Origin of the sequence: Micromonospora sp. CA-244673 (assembly GCF_050948395.1) — a bacterium.
Classification (GTDB): domain Bacteria; phylum Actinomycetota; class Actinomycetes; order Mycobacteriales; family Micromonosporaceae; genus Micromonospora.
In genome coordinates, this window is sequence record NZ_CP192019.1 from 1 (window position 1) to 20,133 (window position 20,133).

The following is a 20,133-nucleotide window of genomic DNA, read 5'->3' on the forward strand; positions in this document are numbered from 1 at the left end:
GTGACCGGAGCGACCGACCTTGCCGCGGTGTGGGCGGCGACGACCGACGAACTCGCCGACGAGATCATCTCCGCGCAGCAGCGGGCGTACCTCCGGCTGACCCGGCTGCGGGCGATCGTCGAGGACACCGCACTGCTCTCCGTGCCCGACGCCTTCACCCGGGACGTGATCGAGTCCCGTCTCCGCCCGGCCATCACCGAGGCGTTGAGCCGCCGGCTCGGCCGGCCCATCCAGGTGGCCGTCACGGTGCGCGTCGCGGAGGACCCGGGTGGCCGCCCGGCCGGCACCGTCTACCGCAGCAACCCGGAGCCGGCCGCCGGGCCCGACGGCCCACCGGATCTGCTCACCGGTTTCGACCAGCCCGGCCCCGCCGACGCCGCGCCCGGCTTCCCCGAGCTGGGTTTCCCCCCGGCCCGGCCGGAGGCCCCGGCGTACGCCGATCCGCGCCCGGAGCCGCCCGCCGACGAGCCGGCCCCGCGGCAACGCACCGCCGACGGTGTCCGGCCGCAACACATCCCGGCCAGCCGCGACGGGCAGGACACGCTGTTCAGCGCCGCCTTCGCCGAGCCGCTGCGTGCCACCCCCGAGCACCGGGGCTTCGACGAGCGGCCCCGGGTCGAACCGGCCGCCCCCGACGCCGGGGGCTACGAGCCCCGCTACCGGGAGGCGCCCGGCCCGGCCGACGCCCCGCCGCTGCGCGGCCTGCCCCGCGACGGCGCCACGGACAGCGGCCCCGGCCGCGGCGGCCCGGACCACCACCGCCCGGGCGGCCAGGCCGACCGGCGGATGCCCGGCGGGGCGGAGAGCGGCGGGAACCGGCTCAACCCGAAGTACATGTTCGAGACGTTCGTCATCGGCTCGTCGAACCGCTTCGCCCACGCGGCGAGCGTCGCGGTGGCCGAGTCGCCGGCGAAGGCGTACAACCCGCTCTTCATCTACGGCAGCTCCGGGCTGGGCAAGACCCACCTGCTGCACGCCATCGGGCACTACGCCACGACGCTGGGCAACGCCCGCTCGGTCCGGTACGTCTCGACCGAGGAGTTCACCAACGACTTCATCAACTCGCTGCGCGACGACAAGACGAGCGCGTTCCAGCGCCGCTACCGGGACGTGGACATCCTCCTGATCGACGACATCCAGTTCCTGGAGAACCGGGAGCGGACCCAGGAGGAGTTCTTCCACACCTTCAACACGCTGCACAACGCCAACAAGCAGATCGTGATCACCTCCGACCGCTCGCCGAAGCAGCTGGCGACGCTGGAGGACCGGCTGCGGACCCGGTTCGAGTGGGGGCTGCTCGCCGACATCCAGCCGCCGGACCTGGAGACCCGGATCGCGATCCTGCAGAAGAAGGCGGCGCAGGAGCGGCTGTACGCCCCGCCGGACGTGCTGGAGTTCATCGCCTCCCGGGTGTCGAACTCGATCCGGGAACTCGAGGGGGCGCTGATCCGGGTCACCGCGTTCGCCAGCCTCACCCGCTCGTCGGTGGAGCTGTCGCTGGCCGAGGAGGTACTGCGGGACTTCATCCCGGACGGCGCCGGCCCGGAGATCACCGCCGACCAGATCATGGTCTCGACCGCGGACTACTTCGGCGTGAGCCTGGAGGATCTGCGCGGCCACTCCCGGTCCCGGGTGCTGGTCAACGCCCGCCAGGTGGCCATGTACCTGTGCCGCGAGCTGACCGACCTGTCGCTGCCCCGGATCGGGCAGGCGTTCGGCGGCCGGGACCACACCACCGTCATGCACGCCGACCGGAAGATCCGCCAGCAGATGGCCGAGCGGCGCTCGCTCTACAACCAGATCGCCGAGCTGACCAACCGGATCAAGCAGACCACCTGATCCGTACGCCGACGCGACGCCCGGCCGGGCTCACCGGCCGGGCTTTTTCGTGCCTGTGGAGATCCGGAGCTTGACCCTCGACCCGGTTCAGGGCCCACGATCGGTGTCGTGTTCATCCACACCCCGACCCGGTTGTCCACACCCCCTGTTCCACAGACGGTGGAAAACCACGCTCGGTCTCCGCCCGGTTACCCACAGACTGTGGACAACCCCTGGGGACGAGGCTGTGGACGCCTGGGGACGACGGTCACGTTGTCCACCGACGACGGTCCGCCTGTGGGCGGCCTGTTGAAGGTTCTGGGGATGACGGCCGTCGACGCCGCCGGCGCTGTCCACAACACTGGGGAGAAACCCGGTGGATTAGCGGTGGACAACCGGTGGACAGCCGTGGATAACCCGGCGGCTGGCGGCGGCTGTGGACTCAGACACGGGTTGTACCCCTGGTTCTCCACAGCGAAACCACCGGTGGATAACCTGTCTGACCTGGGCGGACGCCGGTTCTCCACAGTTTGCACAGGTGCGATGAAGACGATGAGTTATCTCTTCTAAACAACAAAAACCAATCATCACCGTTGGACTTCCTGTGGATCGGGCCGGAGCACTGCCGCCGGCAGTCGCCCGGGCACCTGGATCCACGGGGTCGGGCGCACAGCCGATGCCCACGCGCCCTAAGGTGCGAGGGGAACCCGCACGGTCGGGCGGGACGGGTGGCAGCGGTCGGCATGAGAGAGTTGTCGCTGACGTCGACGCGGAGGCATTGATGAAGTTCCGAGTGGAGCGCGACGCGCTCGCCGAGGCGGTCGCGTGGACCGCCAAGAGCCTGCCCAACCGACCTTCCGTGCCGGTGCTGGCCGGGGTGATGCTCCGCGTCACCGACGGCAACCTGCAGGTCTCCGGCTTCGACTACGAGGTCTCCAGCCAGGTCACCGTCGAGGTGCAGGGTGACGCCGACGGGGCCGCCCTGGTCTCCGGCCGGCTGCTCGCCGAGATCACCAAGGCGCTCCCGGCCAAGCCGGTGGACATCGCCGCCGTCGGCGCGCACCTGGAGCTGGTGTGCGGCAGCGCCCGGTTCACCCTGCCGACCATGCCGGTCGAGGACTACCCGACCCTGCCGGAGATGCCGGAGAGCGCCGGCACCGTCGACGCGGCCGCCTTCGCCGCCGCCGTCGCCCAGGTGGCCGTGGCCGCCGGGCGGGACGAGACGCTGCCGATGATGACCGGCGTCCGGATCGAGCTCTCCGGCAGCACGCTGGCGATGCTCGCCACCGACCGCTACCGCCTGGCCCTGCGCGAGATGGAGTGGAACCCGGACGACCCGGAGATCAGCCTCAACGCGCTGGTACCCGCCCGGACGCTGCACGACACCGCCAAGGCCCTCGGCCCGCTCGGCGGCCACGTCACCATGGCGCTCTCCCAGGGCGGTGCCGGCGAGGGCATGATCGGTTTCTCGGGCGGCACCCGCCGGACCACCAGCCGGCTGCTCGACGGGGCCAACTACCCGCCGGTGCGCTCGCTCTTCCCGGCGAGCCACAACGCCGAGGCCCGCGTCCCGGTCGCCACGCTCATCGAGGTGGTCAAGCGCGTGGCGCTGGTCGCCGAGCGCACCACCCCGGTGCTGCTCAGCTTCAGCTCCGACGGCCTGGTGGTCGAGGCCGGCGGCACCGAGGAGGCCCGGGCCAGCGAGGCCATGGAGGCGACCTTCACGGGCGACCCGCTCACCATCGGCTTCAACCCGCAGTACCTGATCGACGGCCTGACCAACCTGGGCGCCCAGCACGCCCAGCTGGCGTTCGTCGACGCCTTCAAGCCCGCGGTGATTTCCCCCGCCGGCGAGGATGGCGAGGTCATCCCCGGGTACCGGTACCTCATCATGCCGATCCGCGTGTCCCGCTGATCGCCGGCAGCACGATCCAGACGTACGGAGGTAGGAGCAGATGCAGCTCGGCCTGGTAGGACTCGGCCGGATGGGCGGCAACATGCGCGAGCGGTTGCGCGCCGCCGGTCACGAGGTGGTCGGTTACGACCGCAACGCGGAGCTGAGCGACGTCGCGAGCCTCGCGGAGCTGGCCGAGAAGCTGGAATCGCCCCGCGCGGTCTGGGTGATGGTCCCGGCCGGCGTCACCGACGCCACCATCGACGAGCTCGCCGGCGTCCTCGGCGAGGGCGACATCATCATCGACGGCGGCAACTCCCGGTTCAGCGACGACGCCCCGCGCGCCGAGCGCCTCAACGAGCAGGGCATCGGCTACATCGACGTGGGCGTCTCCGGCGGCGTCTGGGGCAAGCAGAACGGGTACGCCCTGATGGTCGGCGGCGCCCAGGAGCACGTCGGGCGGCTCATGCCGATCTTCGAGGCGCTCAAGCCCGAGGGCGAGTTCGGCTTCGTGCACGCCGGCCCGGTCGGCGCCGGCCACTACGCCAAGATGGTGCACAACGGCATCGAGTACGGCCTCATGCACGCCTACGCCGAGGGCTACGAGCTGCTGGCCGCCTCCGAGCTGGTGACCAACGTGCCGGGAGTCTTCAAGTCCTGGCGCGAGGGCACCGTGGTCCGGTCCTGGCTGCTCGACCTGCTCGACCGGGCGCTCGACGAGGACCCGGAGCTCACCGAGCTGAGCGGCTACACCGAGGACACCGGCGAGGGTCGCTGGACGGTCGACGAGGCGGTGCGGCTCGCCGTGCCGCTGAACGTCATCACCGCCTCGCTGTTCGCCCGGTTCGCCTCCCGGCAGGACGACTCGCCCGCCATGAAGGCCGTCGCCGCGCTGCGCCAGCAGTTCGGTGGGCACGCCGTCCGCAAGCGCTGACCGGCGTCCACAGCCTGTGTACGTCCGCCGGCTCGAACTTGTCGACTTCCGCTCGTACGAGCGGGTCGGCGTCGACCTGGAGCCGGGGCCGAACGTGCTGGTCGGCGCGAACGGCGTCGGCAAGACCAACCTGGTCGAGGCGTTGGGCTACGTGGCGACCCTGGACTCGCACCGGGTCGCCACGGACGCCCCGCTGGTCCGGATGGGCGCCAGCTCGGCGGTGATCCGCTGCGCGGTGGTGCACGAGGGCCGGGAGCTCCTGATCGAGCTGGAGATCGTCCCGGGCAAGGCCAACCGGGCCCGGCTGGGTCGCTCCCCGGCCCGCCGCGCCCGGGACGTGCTGGGCGCGCTGCGGCTGGTGCTCTTCGCCCCGGAGGACCTGGAACTCGTCCGCGGGGATCCGGCCGAGCGCCGCCGTTACCTGGACGACCTGCTGGTCACCCGCCAGCCCCGCTACGCCGGGGTCCGCGCCGACTACGAGCGGGTGGTCAAGCAGCGCAACGCGCTGCTGCGGACGGCGTACCTGGCCCGCAAGACGGGCGGCTCGCGGGGCGGGGACCTGTCCACCCTCGCGGTCTGGGACACGCACCTGGCGCACCACGGCGCGGAGCTGCTCGCCGGCCGGCTGGAGCTGGTCGCCGCCCTGACCCCGCATGTGGCGAAGGCGTACGACGCGGTGGCGGCGGGCCGGGGTGCGGCGGGGATCGCGTACCGGCCGTCGGTGGAGCTGCCCGAGTCGACCACCGACCGGGCGGCCCTGGTCGAGGCGCTCGGCGCCGCGCTGACCGCGAGCCGGTCGGCGGAGATCGAGCGGGGCACCACGCTGGTCGGCCCGCACCGGGACGATTTGGCGCTGACCCTCGGCCCGCTGCCCGCCAAGGGCTATGCCAGCCACGGCGAGTCCTGGTCCTACGCGCTGGCGCTGCGGCTGGCCGGCTACGACCTGCTGCGCGCGGACGGGATCGAGCCGGTGCTGGTGCTGGATGACGTCTTCGCCGAGCTGGACGCCGGCCGGCGGGAGCGGCTGGCCGAGCTGGTCGGCGGGGCGAGCCAGCTCCTGGTGACCTGCGCGGTCGACGACGACGTGCCGGCGACCCTGCGGGGCACCCGGTACGCGGTGGGCGAAGGGACGGTACGCCGTGTCGGATGAGGTGGAACTCCCGCCCGCACGGCTGGGGCCGGGACGCGGTGGGCGTACGCCGGAGGGGCCGGAAGCGAAGTCGGGCGGTGAGGCCGGCGCGGACCTGCCGGAGGGGACGTCCGGGCCGGAGCTGGCCCGGGCGGTGCTGGACGCGGCGAAGGCCCGCCGGCAGGCGGCGGGCGGTACGCGGCGGCGCGGCGCGGTTCGTGGCGACGGCGAGAAGCGGCTGCGCGGCTATTCCGGCCCGGGGCCGGACCCGCGGGACCCGCAGCCGCTCGGCGCGGTGCTGGACAAGCTGGTCAAGGCGCGCGGCTGGCAGCAGCCGGCGGCGGAGGCGACGGTCTTCGGCGCCTGGGAGCGGGTGGTCGGGCCGGAGGTGGCGCAGCACAGCCGCCCGGTGAAGCTGGAGAACGGCGAGCTGACCGTGGAGGCCCGCTCGACGGCCTGGGCCACCCAGCTGCGGCTGCTCGCCGGCTCGCTGCTCAAGCAGATCGCCAGCGAGGTGGGCCACAACGTGGTGCGCAAGCTGCACATCCACGGCCCGGCGGCGCCGTCCTGGTCGCGCGGCCCGCGCCGCGTGCGGGGGCGGGGACCGCGCGACACCTACGGCTGACCGTCACCGGTCGCCGCGGCGTGCCTCCCGCTGGGCGCGCTTGAGCTCCCGCTGTTCGCGGCTCCACTGCTTGCGCCGCTCCAGGTCCTGCTTCCAGGCCTCGCGGGCCAGCCGGGAACCGCCCTGCACGGCGCCCTGCACCTGGGACGGGCCGGCCAGGTTCTGGAACACCCAGCCCAGCAGGCGACCGCCCTTGCCGGAAGCGTCGCCCACCTGCTGCTCGTCGCCGCTCATCCGCCCGACCTCTCCTCGCCGACCACGTACGATTGGTGTACCAATAATTGGTACACCAATCGTTGCTACCATCGCAACGACCGGACGAGGAGGACGAGGGTGGCCGACCGGCTCGAAGGCGATCCCCTGGCGCTGGAGCAGCAGGTGTGCTTCGCGCTCTCCGTCGCCGCGCGCGGCGTCGTCGCGGTCTACCGCCCGCTGTTGGAGCCCATGGGGCTCACCCACCCGCAGTACCTGGTCATGCTGGCGCTCTGGCAGCACGCGCCGCTGTCGGTCCGGGAGCTGAGCCGGCTGCTCCAGCTCGACCCGGGCACCCTGTCACCGCTGCTCAAGCGGCTCGAAGCCGCCGGCTACGTGCGGCGGGAGCGCGACGCGTCGGACGAGCGCAGTCTGGCCGTCTCGCTCACCGCCAGCGGGCGGGCGCTCCGGGCGCAGGCCGAGCGGATCCCGCCGGCGATCGTGCAGCGGCTCGGCCTGCCGCTGGCGGACCTGCGGCACCTGCACACGGTGCTCACCGAGGTGATCGCGGCGGCCAACCGGGCCACGACGGCCGGGCCCGGCGAGGCCGGGCAGCCGGGTCAGGCGTCGGCGTAGACCGCGAAGCCGCGCTCGGCGCAGCGCCGGTAGAAGGCGGCGAGCACGCTCAGCTCGGCGCAGGTGAAGTTCCACTGCGGCGGCTCGCCGCTCTCGTCGCGCAGCTTGTCCAGCCGGCTGTCCAGCCAGCGGAGCTGCTGCTCGGCCAGGCGCCCGTCGCCGAGCAGCGAGCGCAGCACCTCGCTCACCGACTCGAAGGTGACCGCCTCGCCGAAGGGGCGGTGCCGGGCCACGAACTTCTCCACGCCCTCGGCGATCCAGGAGCAGCCGTCCGGGTCGATCACCGGGTCCTCGTCCTCGGCGGAGTTCTCCGTGGCGTACAGCACATTTTCCAGGCCGAGGATGAGGTCGACGAGTTCGGTGTACGCCGTCGCCCGCACCGTGCCGGTCTTCGCGATCAGCTCGGCGAGCGCGGCGGTCGGCGCCGAGATGCGTGGCATGTCCACGATCTCGCTGAAGTCGACGAACTCGGCCGGCGCGACCGGATCGTAGAAGCGGCCGGTCCGCGGCCAGTGCACCGCGACGTTGTCCAGCCCCATCTGGCGTCACCTCTCAGCAAGCACGTTGTCCGACCGATCGGGTCGATCGTCCCGGTTGCGGCCGCGAAAGATCAAGACCGCAGGTGGCGGCGCCGCAAAAGGTACGGCACGTCCGGTCCCGCCGCGACCCCCGGTCGGTCACCCGCGGCCACCGATCCGGTGCCGGCCGCGCCCTCGATCAGGGCGACGGCCACTTCAGCCCGGCACGTCTGACGCCGTGCCGCGACCGGAACCCGTCGGAGCCGTGTAGGGGGAGTCGCGGATAGCGCGGTTCGGCCCCCTACGGCAATCTCAGCCGCCCCGGAGGGGGTGCCGAGTGGCGGTTTGGTCGGCTGCGCAGAGTAAGATTGACGACGAGACGAAAGACCCGACACGGAGCGACGGACAGGGGCCCCAGGGCCCTTGATCATTGTCCCGCATCGGGTCGAGCCGATCGCGATCCGCGGGCATCCGCGGCGACCGGCGTACGCGATCCGTGACCTGGAGATCCGGGGACCGGTTTGTGCGCGCCGACGTCGCGTCCTGTCCGCCGAACCCGCGCCCCGCGCCCTGGCGCGGCCGGTGCGAGAAAGTGGCCGAGGGTGGCAGCGGAGGACAACAAGAAGTACGGCGCCGAGTCGATCACCGTTCTCGAGGGCCTGGAGGCGGTCCGGAAGCGGCCCGGTATGTACATCGGGTCCACCGGTGAACGCGGTCTGCACCACCTCGTGTGGGAGGTCGTCGACAACGCCGTGGACGAGGCGCTGGCCGGCTACTGCGACACCATCGACGTGGTGCTGCTGGCCGACGGCGGCGTCCGGGTCACCGACAACGGTCGTGGCTTCCCGGTCGACCTCCACCCGAAGCTCAAGAAGCCGGGTGTCGAGGTCGCGCTGACCGTGCTGCACGCGGGCGGCAAGTTCGACGGGAAGGCGTACGCGGTCTCCGGCGGCCTGCACGGCGTCGGCGTCTCGGTGGTGAACGCGCTCTCCACCCGGATGGCCGTGGAGATCCACAAGGACGGCTTCGTCTGGCGGCAGCAGTACCACAACTCCAAGCCCACCCCGCTGGAGAAGGGCGAGACGACCGACCGGAGCGGCTCGGCGGTCTCCTTCTGGCCCGACCCCGACGTGTTCGAGACGGTCGACCTCGACTTCCAGACCATCTACCGGCGCCTGCAGGAGATGGCCTTCCTCAACCGGGGCCTCACCATCCACCTGCTCGACGAGCGGGTCTCCGATGGTGAGGAGGGCAAGCAGCGCGAGGTCACCTTCCTCTACAAGGGCGGCATCGCCGACTTCGTCCGGCACCTCAACGCCTCCAAGAACCCGATCCACAAGACGGTGGTCGAGTTCGGCGCCGAGGAGGAGGGCATGTCGGTCGAGATCGCCATGCAGTGGAACGAGTCGTACGGCGAGTCGGTCTACACCTTCGCCAACACGATCAACACCCACGAGGGCGGCACCCACGAGGAGGGCTTCCGGGCCGCGCTGACCAGCGTGGTCAACCGCTACGGCGCGGACAAGAAGCTGCTCAAGGGCGACGAGAAGCTCTCCGGCGAGGACATCCGCGAGGGCCTGGCCGCGATCATCTCGGTCAAGCTGGCCAACCCGCAGTTCGAGGGCCAGACCAAGACCAAGCTCGGCAACACCCCGGTGAAGAGCTTCGTGCAGCGGGTCTGCAACGAGTGGCTGGTCGACTGGTTCGACCGGAACCCGGCCGAGGCCAAGACCATCATCACCAAGGCGTCCCAGGCGGCGCGGGCCCGGATCGCCGCCCAGCAGGCGCGCAAGCTGGCCCGGCGCAAGTCGCTGCTGGAGTCCGGCTCGATGCCGGGCAAGCTGGCCGACTGCCAGTCGACCGACCCGCGCGAGTCCGAGGTGTTCATCGTCGAGGGTGACTCCGCCGGCGGCTCGGCCAAGCAGGGGCGCGACCCGCGTACCCAGGCGATCCTGCCGATCCGCGGCAAGATCCTCAACGTGGAGAAGGCCCGGATCGACCGGGTGCTCAAGAACAACGAGGTCCAGGCGCTCATCACCGCGCTGGGCACCGGCATCCACGACGACTTCGACATCGAGAAGCTGCGCTACCACAAGATCGTGCTGATGGCCGACGCCGACGTCGACGGCCAGCACATCCAGACGCTGCTGCTCACCCTGCTGTTCCGCTTCATGCGGCCGCTGGTCGAGCTGGGGCACGTCTACCTGGCCGCCCCGCCGCTCTACAAGATCAAGTGGAACAAGAAGGGCGACGACGCGCAGTACGCGTACTCGGACCGGGAACGGGACGGGCTGATCGCGCTGCGCCAGCAGAAGAAGGCCAACGCCCGGCCGGACGACATCCAGCGGTTCAAGGGTCTCGGCGAGATGAACTATCCCGAGCTGTGGGAGACCACGATGAACCCGGCCACCCGCACCCTGCGCCAGGTGACGCTCGACGACGCCGCAACCGCCGACGAGCTGTTCAGCGTCCTGATGGGTGAGGACGTCGAGGCACGCCGTTCGTTCATCCAGCGCAACGCCAAGGACGTGCGGTTCCTGGACATCTGACGGACCGCGCCGGGCCGGCCGGAGATCCACCGGCCGGCCCGGCGGTCCACAGAGTTATCCACAGTCTGGCCGGTATCCACAGCCGTTATCCACAGCACGAAAACGACTCTGAGTCTGATAAGGGTTAACAGTGACCGATACTCCCGAGTCCACGCCGAACGAGCCGGAGACCCCGGAGACACTGGCCGCGGTCGTCGCGCACGACCGGATCGAGCCGGTCGGGCTCGAGGTCGAGATGCAGCGCTCGTACCTCGACTACGCGATGAGCGTGATCGTCGGGCGTGCCCTGCCGGACGTCCGGGACGGGCTCAAGCCGGTCCACCGCAAGATCCTCTACGCCATGTTCGACTCCGGCTACCGGCCGGACCGCGGCTACGTGAAGTGCTCCCGCGTCGTCGGTGACGTGATGGGCCAGTTCCACCCGCACGGCGACTCCGCCATCTACGACGCGCTGGTCCGGATGGCGCAGCCCTGGTCGCTGCGCTACCCGCTGGTCGACGGCAACGGCAACTTCGGCTCGCCGGGCAACGACCCGGCCGCGGCCATGCGGTACACCGAGTGCAAGCTCGACCCGCTGGCCATGGAGATGCTCCGGGACATCGACGAGGACACCGTCGACCTCCAGGACAACTACGACGGGCGGGCCAAGGAGCCCACCATCCTGCCGTCCCGCATCCCCAACCTGCTGATCAACGGCTCCGAGGGCATCGCGGTCGGCATGGCCACCAAGATCCCGCCGCACAACCTGCGCGAGATCGGCGCGGCAGTGCAGTGGTGCCTGGAGAACCCGGAGGCCGACGAGGCCACCACCCTCGAGGCGCTGCTGGAGATCGTCAAGGGCCCGGACTTCCCGACCCACGGCCTGATCGTCGGCCAGTCCGCCATCCAGGACGCGTACCGGACCGGGCGCGGCTCGATCCGGATGCGGGCCGTGGTCGAGGTCGAGGAGGACAAGCGCGGCCGGCCGGCGCTGGTGGTCAGCGAGCTGCCCTACCAGGTCAACCCGGACAACCTGGCCGAGCGGATCGCCGAGCTGATCAAGGAGGGCAAGCTCGCCGGCATCGCCGACATCCGCGACGAGTCCTCCGGGCGCACCGGCATGCGTATCGTGCTCGTGCTCAAGCGCGACGCGGTCGCCAAGGTGGTGCTGAACAACCTCTACAAGCACACCCAGCTCCAGGAGACCTTCGGCGCCAACATGCTGGCGCTGGTCGACGGCGTGCCGCGCACGCTCAACCTGGCCCAGTTCATCCGCTACTACGTCGAGCACCAGATCGAGGTCATCCGCCGGCGGACCGCGTTCCGGCTGCGCAAGGCCGAGGAGCGGGCGCACATCCTGCGCGGTCTGGCCAAGGCGCTGGACGCGCTCGACGAGGTGATCGCCCTGATCCGGCGCTCGCCCACCGTCGAGGACGCCCGCCAGGGCCTGATCCGGCTGCTGGAGATCGACGAGGTCCAGGCGACCGCCATCCTGGACATGCAGCTGCGCCGGCTGGCCGCGCTGGAGCGGCAGCGGATCCTGGACGACCTGGCCAAGCTCGAGGTGGAGATCGCCGACCTCAAGGACATCCTGGCCAAGCCCGAGCGGCAGCGGCGGATCGTCTCCGAGGAGCTGGGCGAGATCGTCGCCAAGTGGGGCGACGACCGGCGCACCAAGATCGTGCCGTTCGACGGCGAGGTCTCGATGGAGGACCTCATCGCCCGCGAGGACGTGGTCGTCACGATCACCCGCACCGGGTACGCCAAGCGCACCAAGGTCGACCTCTACCGCTCGCAGCGGCGGGGCGGCAAGGGCGTCAGCGGAGCGACGCTGCGGCAGGACGACATCGTCAGCCACTTCTTCGTATGCTCCACCCACGACTGGATCCTGTTCTTCACGAACAAGGGCCGGGTCTACCGGGCCAAGGCCTACGAGCTTCCCGAAGCCAGTAGGGTGGCCAGGGGCCAGCACGTGGCCAACCTGCTCGCCTTCCAAGCGGACGAGCAGATCGCGCAGATCATCGAAATCCCGAACTACCAGGTGGCGCCCTACCTGGTACTGGCCACGAAGAACGGCCTGGTGAAGAAGACGCGGCTCGAGGAGTTCGACTCCAACCGTTCCGGCGGAGTCATCGCGATCAACCTGCGCGATGAGGACGAGCTGGTCGGTGCTGCCCTCGTCGCTCCCACCGACGACCTGCTGCTGGTCTCCAAGAACGCGCAGGCCATCCGCTTCAATGCCAGTGACGAGGCGCTGCGCCCCATGGGCCGGGCCACCTCCGGTGTGATCGGCATGCGGTTCAGCGAGGAGGATGTTCTCCTGGCTATGGAGGTCGTCCGCGAGGGCATGGAAATGGACGTGCTGGTCGCGACGAACGGGGGGTACGCGAAACGAACCCCGATCGAGGAATACCCGGTCCAGGGCCGGGGAGGTAAGGGCGTGCTGACTGCGAAGATCACCGAACGACGCGGTGGTCTGGTCGGCGCGGTGGTGATCAGCCCGGACGACGAGCTGTTCGCCATCACCAGCAACGGTGGCGTCATCCGGACTCCGGTGAAGCCTGTACGCCGTACGCGTGACCGGAACACAATGGGGGTCAAGCTGATGGACCTCCCGGACGGCGTGACTATCGTGGCGATTGCTCGCAATGCCGACGAGCCTGACGAACAGGACTAGTTGATGACGGAGACACAGGCGAAGTCGGGGAACACGGGGACCTCGGCCAACCCGGTCGACGAGGAGGCCGCACAGGGCGGTACACCAGCGACCGGCCGCGCGGCCGTGGGCCGGGCCACCGTCCCCGCCGACGCGCCTGCCCCGAAATTCACCCGGGCTCCCGGCATGGCCCCGCCGCCGGAAAACGCCGACGAGGACTCGCGGCCGTCCGACCAGGCCGAGACGAAGGTCGACGCTCCGACGTCTGCCGACGGCCTGGCCGCACCGGCCGCGGCGAAGCCCGGCGCGACCCCGCAGCCGGCCAAGCCGGCGGCGGCCGCCCGGCCGTCCACCGGCACCACCGGCACCCAGCCGCGTGTCGGCGCCGGCCTGGGCACCGCGCCGAAGCCGTCGCCGGACGGGGGCCGTCCCGCCGCCACGGGCCGCCCCGCCAACGGGGGCGGCCTGCCGCCGGGCATCAGCGGTGCGGCCGCCGTCGGGGCCGCCCGCGTGGGTGAGGCGGTACGCGCCGCGCGTACCTCGGTCAGCTCGGCCGCGTCGCGCGGACCGCGCCGGGCCCGGCTGAACCTCAAGCGGATCGACCCCTGGTCCGTGATGAAGTTCGCGTTCGCGGTCTCCGTGGTGCTCTTCATCGTGGTGGTCGTCGCCACCTCGGTGCTCTACCTGGCTTTGGACGCCATGGGCGTGTTCAAGAGCGTCAACGACAGCCTCACCGACCTGGTGAACGCCGGCGGCGGCCAGGGTGGCGGCGGCTTCCGGATCACCGCCAAGGGCGTGATCCTCAGCTCCGCGCTGATCGGCCTCGTCAACGTCGTGCTCTTCACCGCGCTGGCCACGCTGGGCGCGTTCGTCTACAACGTCTGCGCCGACCTGGTCGGCGGGATCGAGCTGACGCTCGCCGAGCGGGACTGACCTGACGACGACGCCGGGGCACCGCGTAAAGCGGTCGCCCCGGCGTCCCGTATCCGGGTAGGTTTCAGGGTGTCGCGGGTGAGCGCGCCGCCACGGCCCCCCGATTTGGGGGCCACGGCGGCGATGGGTTAACCTTGCTCGTCGCTACGCGGGGCTATAGCTCAGTCGGTTAGAGCGCAGAGCTGATAACTCTGAGGTCGCTGGTTCGATTCCAGCTAGCCCCACCGCACATCGTCCGACGGTAGTCGAGCGCGAGGGGTCAAGCCCATGTTCAAGAAGCTCCTGATCCTGGCCGGCATCGTCGGTGTCGCCGCCGTCGTGGCCAAGAAGATCAAGGCATCGAACGACGAGCGCGCTCTCTGGCACGAGGCGACCACCGCGCCCGACCTGCGCTGACCCGCCTCACCGTCAGCACCGGGCGAATCCGCCCGCCTCGGGGCCCTAGCTCAACTGGCAGAGCACTGCCTTTGCAAGGCAGGGGTTAGGGGTTCAAGTCCCCTGGGCTCCACCAGCACCGCCTCTGACCTGCGGCGGGACGCCTCTCAAGATCATCGGGACCAACTTACCGATGGTCTCGCGTGGCCAGAAGTGGTCCACCGCCGCGATGCCGCCGGACATCCACCCGTGGCCCGTCGCGCATCTCGTACCTTCTCCCGCCACTTGACCCACTCGGCAGACCATGAGCGCGGAAGCGACCATCGGGTCCAGGTCCACGAGGAGATCCGCTGAACCCCCGGGAGCATCACAGCACCTAGTCTTGCCCAATGGCTGAGGACTGCCTGATCTGTCAGAAGCACCGCGGCGAAGGCGCCCTCGTCGGTCCCCTTGTGTGGGAAGGCCGAGAAGTGATTGTCACTCATCGGCCGGTCGCCAGGGACAGCCCGACATTCCTGGGCTATCTCTTCGTGGAAACCCGACGGCACGCAGCATCCCTCGATGCCTTGACCGAGTCCGAGGCAATGGCCGTGGCGCGGGCGGCATGGGTCGGTGCACGAGCGCTTCGGAGCGAGCTGGGTCCGGAATTCGTCTTCTCCGCGATCGCTGGCCGCCAGGTGGCGCATTTCCATCAGCACCTGTTCGTCCGTCATCCCGGCACCCCTGTCCAACATGGATGGATGGACGTGGACGACTGGGCAGAAGCACCCCGTGGGGATGGTGCCCGCGTGGCCGCCCTGTGCGCTCGGCTTCGGGAGTACTTCGAGCGCCAGATGCCAACTGTCAGTACCTGAGTGGTGCTGTCTGTTGGGCGCTGCGAACGCACCGCTAGGCGCAGCCGGGCAAGATCATCGGGACCACCTGAGGCCGCAGACAGGTGTCAGGCAACGGAGGTCAAGCCGAGCTGACCGCAGGTCAAGGCCGCCTACATCCCCGACGTCCCATGATCGGGTTTTGGGGTTCGAGTCCCCTGGGCTCCTCCATCTCCACTCCTCACCTGTCTCCGAGTCGCGGGCCCTGGCAACGACGTGCCAGCGGACCGTCATTTCGAGCCTTTTGTCGTCCTGCTTCTCCGCGGGCTGGAAACTGGGTCGGTGACCGAGGGCGGGGGGCGGTGGTCGGCGGAACGGTGGGAATCAGGAGCCGCCTGGCCGGGAAGCGGCAAAGACGGAGAGCGCCGGGCGAGACAGCCGGCGAGCCAACTTCCTCGAGTTGTTCTTCGACCTGGTGCTGGTCTTCGCGTTGTCGGGAGTCGTGTCGCGGGTCGTGCCGGCGGTTCGTGCTCCCTGCCACTCCGCGGCGGCCGGGTTGCCGAGGCGGGGCGGGCGTGCTCGCGAGTCGCCCCCCGCCCTGACGTGATGGTGAACCGGCCCTCGGTGTGGCCCGACCGATGACTCTTCCGCGCCGTGCTCGTCTGTACTCGAGTACCGACTCACGGGAGGCTGACACCATGCGAAAACTGACCTTCGCCATGAACCTGAGCCTGGACGGCTACATCGCCGCGCCCGGCGACGACCTCGGCTGGAGTGTGCCGAGCGACGAGCTGTTCCAGTGGTGGTCCGACCGGGTGGGGGCGACAGGCACGGCGCTGTACGGGCGCAAACTGTGGGAGACGATGAGCTCCCACTGGCCGACCGCCGACCAGCGGCCGGGTGCCACACCGGCGGAGATCGAGTACGCCCGCCGCTGGCGGGACATGCCAAAGGTGGTGTTCTCCTCGACAACCGGCACAGTCGACTGGAACACCCGCCGGGTCACCGGCGACGCGGTCACCGAGATCACCCGGCTCAAGGCCGAGGACGGCGGCCCCATGGACATCGGCGGCGCCACACTCGCCGCGGTGGCCATGCGGGACGGGCTGATCGACGAGTACGTGATCGTCACCCATCCGGTCCTGGTAGGTGGCGGCACGCCGTTCTTCGCGGCCCTGGACAACTGGGTGAACCTGACCATGGTGGAGACCCGGACGTTCCCTGGCGGCGTGATCCTGACCAGTTACGAGACCAGGCGCTGAGTACCCCAACCTCGGATCGGTCCAGGCTTCGGGCCGCCCGAGGATCTCGTGGCGCTGTGTTCGAGGCGATCGTGATACCCCCCCCGGATCACAGACCGGGTATGGCACAAGACACGTGATGGGCGAGGCAGCCTGTCGGGTCCTCGTGCGTCGCGCGTTGTCAGTCCACGGCTGCCGGCTCGGTGGGCCGTGGCGTGAAGAAGCGGATGATGTCGTCGGCTGCGGTGGGGGACAGCATCATTGCCTGGACTCGTGCGGACATTTCGGCGATCGGTTGGATCCTGCTGAACATCGCCTCCTCGTACGTCCGGATCGCCAAGTCGGGGTCGGCGGGGTTGCTGGCGACTTCGGCCGCGAGTTCGGCGGCGTCGAGCATGGCCTGGTTCGCACCCTCGCCGACCGGCGGCATGAGGTGGGCGGCGTCACCGATGAGGGTGATGCCCGGCTGGTGGGCCCAGCGGGCACCGGTGGGCATCGCCTCGATCCTACGTGGGGTCGGCGGGCTGTCGCCGGCTTCGATGAGTGCGGTGAGGCTGGGGTCCCAGCCCGCGAACATGTCCAGCAGGGCACGCTTGCTGCGGTAGCTGTCCAGGTGGCGATCGTCCGCCGGCAGGGAGATCCCGACTCGGATGCTGCCGTCGCCGAGGCGTTGCGCTGCCAGGATCTGGCTCACGCCGATGCACCAGAGGTTTCCCGGGCCGACCAGCTCGGCGAGATCCGGGTGGCGCCGGTCGGCGTCGCTGATGCTGAGCTCGGCCAGGGTGGCCACGGAGGACAGTGTCGCGTCGGTCAGCAGCGACCGGACGACCGAGCGCGCGCCGTCCGCGCCGATGAGGACGTCACAGTCGACGCTGTGCCCGCCATCGAACGTCAGCCGGAACCCTCCGGCGGGGCGTGGCGTCGCCGCGACGAGCCGGTGCTGCCAGGCGACCGCGTCGCCGGGGAGCGAATCGAGCAGAAGATCACGCAGCGCGGCGCGGTCGATCTCGGGGCGTCCGGAGAACGAGCCGGGTGGTGGCTTGTGGTGCGCGAGGGTGCGCCCGGCCGGGTCGAGGATGCGATGCTCCTCGCCCTCCGGCCGTGCCTCGGACCGGAATCGGCCGGCGAGGCCCGCGTCGGCCAGGGCCCGTTGCCCGGACTCCGGGTGCAGGTCGAGTGATCCGCCCTGTGATCGCGCGGATCGGCTCGCCTCGCGTTCGTACACCGCCGCGTCGATGCCGTGCCGGTGGAGGATTCGGGCCAGCGTCAGGCCGCCGAGGCCGCCACCGGCGATCGCAATTCGCATCATCGTCTTCCTTACCGTACGCTGTATTTCATGGATACGCCGTACGGTAGCGCACCGCTGCCCGTCTGGGAACGGCCCGAGCCTCAGCCGCGGTCGGCGCCGGTGGCGCTGAGCCGCGCGAAGATCGCCGCCACGGCGATCCGGCTCGCCGACGCACACGGCCTCGACGGGCTGTCGGTGCGCAAGATCGCCAAAGAGCTCGGTGTCGGTCCCATGCGGCTCTACGACTACGTGACCAACAGATCCGAGCTGCTTGATCTGATGGTCGACGCCGTCTACGCCCAGATCGCCGAGGCCGGGCAGCACTCCGAGTGGCCCGCCACGGTGCTGGCCATCGTCCACCGGACCCGCGATGCCGCTCTCGAGCACGAATGGTTCGCCGACCTGCTCGGCGCAAGGCCACACCTGGGACCACACGCGCTCGCCGTGGGCGAATCGACCGCGGCGGCGCTCAGCCAGGCCCCTGGCGTACGCGGCATCGACGATCTACAGCGGGCCTTGGGCGCCCTCAACGCGTTCATCGTCGGAGCACTCCGCAGGGAGATCACCGAGCGGCGCACCGCCCGTTCGACCGGCACCGACGTGTCCGCCTGGCAGGCCGCCCTCGGGCCCTACCTGACACGCATGCTCGAAACGGGCCGCTACCCCACCGTGGCCCGGCTCGTCGTCGACGGCGCCCACCTCAACGCCGAGGAAACCTTCCACCACAACCTGGTCACCATCCTGGACGGCATCACCAGCCGTCCCCAGCCATGATGTCGACCGTGGACGAGCCCTTCGTGCGGTGTTCGTGGTGGAAGCCGGCGAGGAGATGACCAGCTTGGCGAGGGACCTCCGCGATCTCCTGGGTCAGCCCGGCAGGGCCGGTCGCGCAGCCGGCGGTCAGGCCACTCGCACGCAGAACTCGTTGCCGTCGGGGTCGGCCAGCATGACGGCGCCGTCCGCACCGACCTCGAGCCGGGTGGCCCCGAGGGAGAGCAGTCGGTCGACCTCCGCCTGCTGATCGCCACCGGCCGGGGCGAGGTCGAAGCGCTGCCGGTTCCTCGCCTGCTTCGGGGCCACGGGCGGGCCTCCCCACGCGACCTTCGTGCCGCCGTGCGGTGACTGGATCGCGGTCTCCTCGTCCTGGTCCCACACCAGCGGCCAGCTCAGCGCCTCGCTCCAGAAGATGCCGACCTCGCGGGTGCCGTCGCAGGCGAGTTCCCCGAGCAGGCCGCACCCGGCGAGGAAGGAGTTGCCCGCCTCGATCACGCAGAACTCGTTGCCCTCGGGGTCGGCCAGGACGATGTGTCCCTCCTCGGGGAGTTGCCCGACGTCGAGGTGGCCGCCGCCGAGCGTGAGCGCCGTCGCCACCGTGCGCTGCTGGTCGTCGGGACCGGCGCTGGTCAGGTGAAGGTGGATCCGGTTCGGCCCCAGCTTCTTCGCGTCGCTCGGGACGAACCGGAGGCTGACCTGGGTGTCATCGCCGGGCAGGAGCACAGCCGCGGCGTCCTCGACGACCTCCCGGCCCAGCATTCCGGCCCAGAACTGCGCGAGGCGAGCCGGATCGTGCGCATCGAAGGTCAGCGTCAGCGTTCGCGAGAGCATGACTGCACCGTAGAGACGGGCCAGCACGACAACAAGGCGGTTTCGGCGGAGCCGGCGCGCCCACCGCGGTTCCCTCCCGGGACTTAGGTTGTCTCCTGTGCATGAGCGACTCCGCGAGCTGACCGACCGTGACCGCGAGGTTCGGTTGGAGGCACTGCGTGTGCTCCTGGCCGGGGCCGAGAGGGAGGACGCGGCCGCGAAGCAGGTCCTCAGGGAGATCGTGACCGGTTACCGCGACTTCGACCCCGAGATCTACACCCGCGCGTTGAATCTCCTCGTGCTGTTCGGTGACGAGTCGCTGGCCGAAGCGCTCTGTGCCGCGCTTGCCGACGAGGAGTACGGATGTCAGGCGTGGGGGGCGACCGGCTGCGCGACCCTGCGTGTCCAGGCGGCCGTTCCGCTGTTGATCGACCTACTCGGCCACGGCGATGCGCTTGCCCGACAGTGGGCCTGCGAAGCCCTGGGGGAGTTGGGTGACCGCACGGCGATCACGCCTCTCGCGCAGGTGCTCGACGACCCGGCTGAGCACGTCAGGGCAGCTGCCGCACATGCCCTGGCCGACATCGGTGACGACGAGGCGATCGAGCACTTGTGGAATGCGCTGGAGTCGCCACGCCGTCCCGTGCGTGCCGGCTACCTGTCGGCCGCGCTGGCGCACCCCGCCACCAGGACGTTCGACCGGCTGATCCAGGCGACCTCACACGACGATCCCGAAGTGCGCTTCTGGGCCGCACGAGCACTCGGGTCGACCGGCGACCAACGAGCCGAGGAACTGCTGGCGCACCTCGCGGCGGAGGACCACGCCACGGTGCGAACCGGCGCGCACGTCAGCACCGCCGCGAAGAAGGCCCTGAAGATCCTGCGGAACATCCGCAGACACCAGCGGTAGGCAAGCAGCCGGGAACAGACCAGGTGACCCGTCGAACCTCAACCGGTGCGCCCCTAGGCT

18 protein-coding genes and 2 tRNA genes are annotated in these 20,133 nt (G+C 70.4%); 16 read left to right on the plus strand and 4 right to left on the minus strand.

From position 1 onward, the window contains the following. The 5 genes from dnaA to ACQP12_RS00025 all read left to right on the plus strand — a co-directional run bounded on the left by dnaA (position 1) and on the right by ACQP12_RS00025 (position 6,400). Complete coding sequence (dnaA, locus tag ACQP12_RS00005) at positions 1 to 1,839, plus strand: chromosomal replication initiator protein DnaA (protein WP_433284051.1); 1,839 nt, start codon at positions 1 to 3, stop codon at positions 1,837 to 1,839. Positions 1,840 to 2,599: 760 nt separating this feature from the next. Next, complete coding sequence (gene dnaN, locus ACQP12_RS00010; RefSeq protein ID WP_148429202.1) at positions 2,600 to 3,733, plus strand: DNA polymerase III subunit beta; 1,134 nt, start codon at positions 2,600 to 2,602, stop codon at positions 3,731 to 3,733. Positions 3,734 to 3,773: 40 nt separating this feature from the next. Beyond that, positions 3,774 to 4,646, plus strand: coding sequence for a phosphogluconate dehydrogenase (NAD(+)-dependent, decarboxylating) (gnd, locus tag ACQP12_RS00015; RefSeq protein WP_357944143.1), 873 nt, complete (start codon positions 3,774 to 3,776; stop codon positions 4,644 to 4,646). A 16-nt stretch (positions 4,647 to 4,662) separates the two neighbouring features. Continuing rightward, a complete protein-coding gene (gene recF / locus ACQP12_RS00020; RefSeq protein ID WP_357944141.1) occupies positions 4,663 to 5,796 on the plus strand; it encodes a DNA replication/repair protein RecF in 1,134 nt (377 codons plus the stop codon). After that, the gene (locus ACQP12_RS00025) at positions 5,786 to 6,400 is read left to right on the plus strand and encodes a DUF721 domain-containing protein (RefSeq protein ID WP_433284055.1); all 615 of its coding nucleotides are present in this window, start codon (positions 5,786 to 5,788) and stop codon (positions 6,398 to 6,400) included. The genes recF and ACQP12_RS00025 overlap by 11 nt, the downstream gene beginning before the upstream one ends. Positions 6,401 to 6,403: 3 nt before the next feature. On the opposite strand, the gene ACQP12_RS00030 is transcribed toward ACQP12_RS00025, so the two are convergent. Next, positions 6,404 to 6,634: a hypothetical protein gene (locus tag ACQP12_RS00030; protein WP_357944139.1), complete on the minus strand. Its 231-nt coding sequence runs from the start codon at positions 6,632 to 6,634 to the stop codon at positions 6,404 to 6,406. A 99-nt stretch (positions 6,635 to 6,733) separates the two neighbouring features. Between ACQP12_RS00030 and ACQP12_RS00035 the strand changes: the two genes are divergently transcribed. Then, entirely contained in the window at positions 6,734 to 7,228 is a 495-nt protein-coding gene (locus ACQP12_RS00035; RefSeq protein ID WP_357944136.1) for a MarR family winged helix-turn-helix transcriptional regulator, read from the plus strand. On the opposite strand, the gene ACQP12_RS00040 is transcribed toward ACQP12_RS00035, so the two are convergent. After that, complete coding sequence (locus ACQP12_RS00040; protein ID WP_357944134.1) at positions 7,213 to 7,767, minus strand: hypothetical protein; 555 nt, start codon at positions 7,765 to 7,767, stop codon at positions 7,213 to 7,215. The genes ACQP12_RS00035 and ACQP12_RS00040 overlap by 16 nt on opposite strands. Positions 7,768 to 8,348: 581 nt before the next feature. Here ACQP12_RS00040 and gyrB point away from each other — a divergent pair. From gyrB to ACQP12_RS00080, 8 genes are all read left to right on the plus strand, one after another. After that, positions 8,349 to 10,295 carry a DNA topoisomerase (ATP-hydrolyzing) subunit B gene (gene gyrB, locus ACQP12_RS00045; protein ID WP_357944132.1) on the plus strand — a complete coding sequence of 649 codons (1,947 nt, stop codon included), beginning with the start codon at positions 8,349 to 8,351 and terminating at the stop codon, positions 10,293 to 10,295. Positions 10,296 to 10,425: 130 nt separating this feature from the next. After that, positions 10,426 to 12,951 (plus strand): DNA gyrase subunit A, encoded by a 2,526-nt coding sequence (gene gyrA, locus ACQP12_RS00050; protein WP_433284058.1) that lies wholly within the window; start codon positions 10,426 to 10,428, stop codon positions 12,949 to 12,951. A gap of 3 nt (positions 12,952 to 12,954) precedes the next feature. Beyond that, positions 12,955 to 13,863 (plus strand): DUF3566 domain-containing protein, encoded by a 909-nt coding sequence (locus ACQP12_RS00055; RefSeq protein WP_433284060.1) that lies wholly within the window; start codon positions 12,955 to 12,957, stop codon positions 13,861 to 13,863. Positions 13,864 to 14,013: 150 nt separating this feature from the next. Further along, positions 14,014 to 14,087 (plus strand) — tRNA-Ile (locus ACQP12_RS00060). Positions 14,088 to 14,130: 43 nt separating this feature from the next. Beyond that, positions 14,131 to 14,259 carry a DLW-39 family protein gene (locus ACQP12_RS00065; RefSeq protein ID WP_396829209.1) on the plus strand — a complete coding sequence of 43 codons (129 nt, stop codon included), beginning with the start codon at positions 14,131 to 14,133 and terminating at the stop codon, positions 14,257 to 14,259. 39 nt (positions 14,260 to 14,298) lie between these two features. Then, positions 14,299 to 14,374: transfer RNA gene (locus ACQP12_RS00070), tRNA-Ala, on the plus strand. Between the two features lie 253 nt (positions 14,375 to 14,627). Further along, positions 14,628 to 15,092: an HIT family protein gene (locus ACQP12_RS00075; protein WP_433284062.1), complete on the plus strand. Its 465-nt coding sequence runs from the start codon at positions 14,628 to 14,630 to the stop codon at positions 15,090 to 15,092. Positions 15,093 to 15,748: 656 nt separating this feature from the next. Continuing rightward, entirely contained in the window at positions 15,749 to 16,312 is a 564-nt protein-coding gene (locus ACQP12_RS00080; RefSeq protein ID WP_433284064.1) for a dihydrofolate reductase family protein, read from the plus strand. Positions 16,313 to 16,472: 160 nt separating this feature from the next. Here ACQP12_RS00080 and ACQP12_RS00085 read toward each other — a convergent pair whose 3' ends face one another. Then, positions 16,473 to 17,597 carry an FAD-dependent oxidoreductase gene (locus ACQP12_RS00085; RefSeq protein WP_433284066.1) on the minus strand — a complete coding sequence of 375 codons (1,125 nt, stop codon included), beginning with the start codon at positions 17,595 to 17,597 and terminating at the stop codon, positions 16,473 to 16,475. Positions 17,598 to 17,627: 30 nt separating this feature from the next. Between ACQP12_RS00085 and ACQP12_RS00090 the strand changes: the two genes are divergently transcribed. Then, on the plus strand, positions 17,628 to 18,353 hold the full coding sequence (locus ACQP12_RS00090) for a TetR/AcrR family transcriptional regulator (RefSeq protein WP_433284068.1): 726 nt from the start codon (positions 17,628 to 17,630) through the stop codon (positions 18,351 to 18,353). A 126-nt stretch (positions 18,354 to 18,479) separates the two neighbouring features. On the opposite strand, the gene ACQP12_RS00095 is transcribed toward ACQP12_RS00090, so the two are convergent. Continuing rightward, positions 18,480 to 19,184 (minus strand): VOC family protein, encoded by a 705-nt coding sequence (locus tag ACQP12_RS00095; protein ID WP_433284070.1) that lies wholly within the window; start codon positions 19,182 to 19,184, stop codon positions 18,480 to 18,482. A 97-nt stretch (positions 19,185 to 19,281) separates the two neighbouring features. On the opposite strand from ACQP12_RS00095, the gene ACQP12_RS00100 reads away from it, so the two are divergent. Then, complete coding sequence (locus ACQP12_RS00100) at positions 19,282 to 20,073, plus strand: HEAT repeat domain-containing protein (protein WP_433284072.1); 792 nt, start codon at positions 19,282 to 19,284, stop codon at positions 20,071 to 20,073. The last annotated feature ends 60 nt before the right edge of the window (positions 20,074 to 20,133 follow it).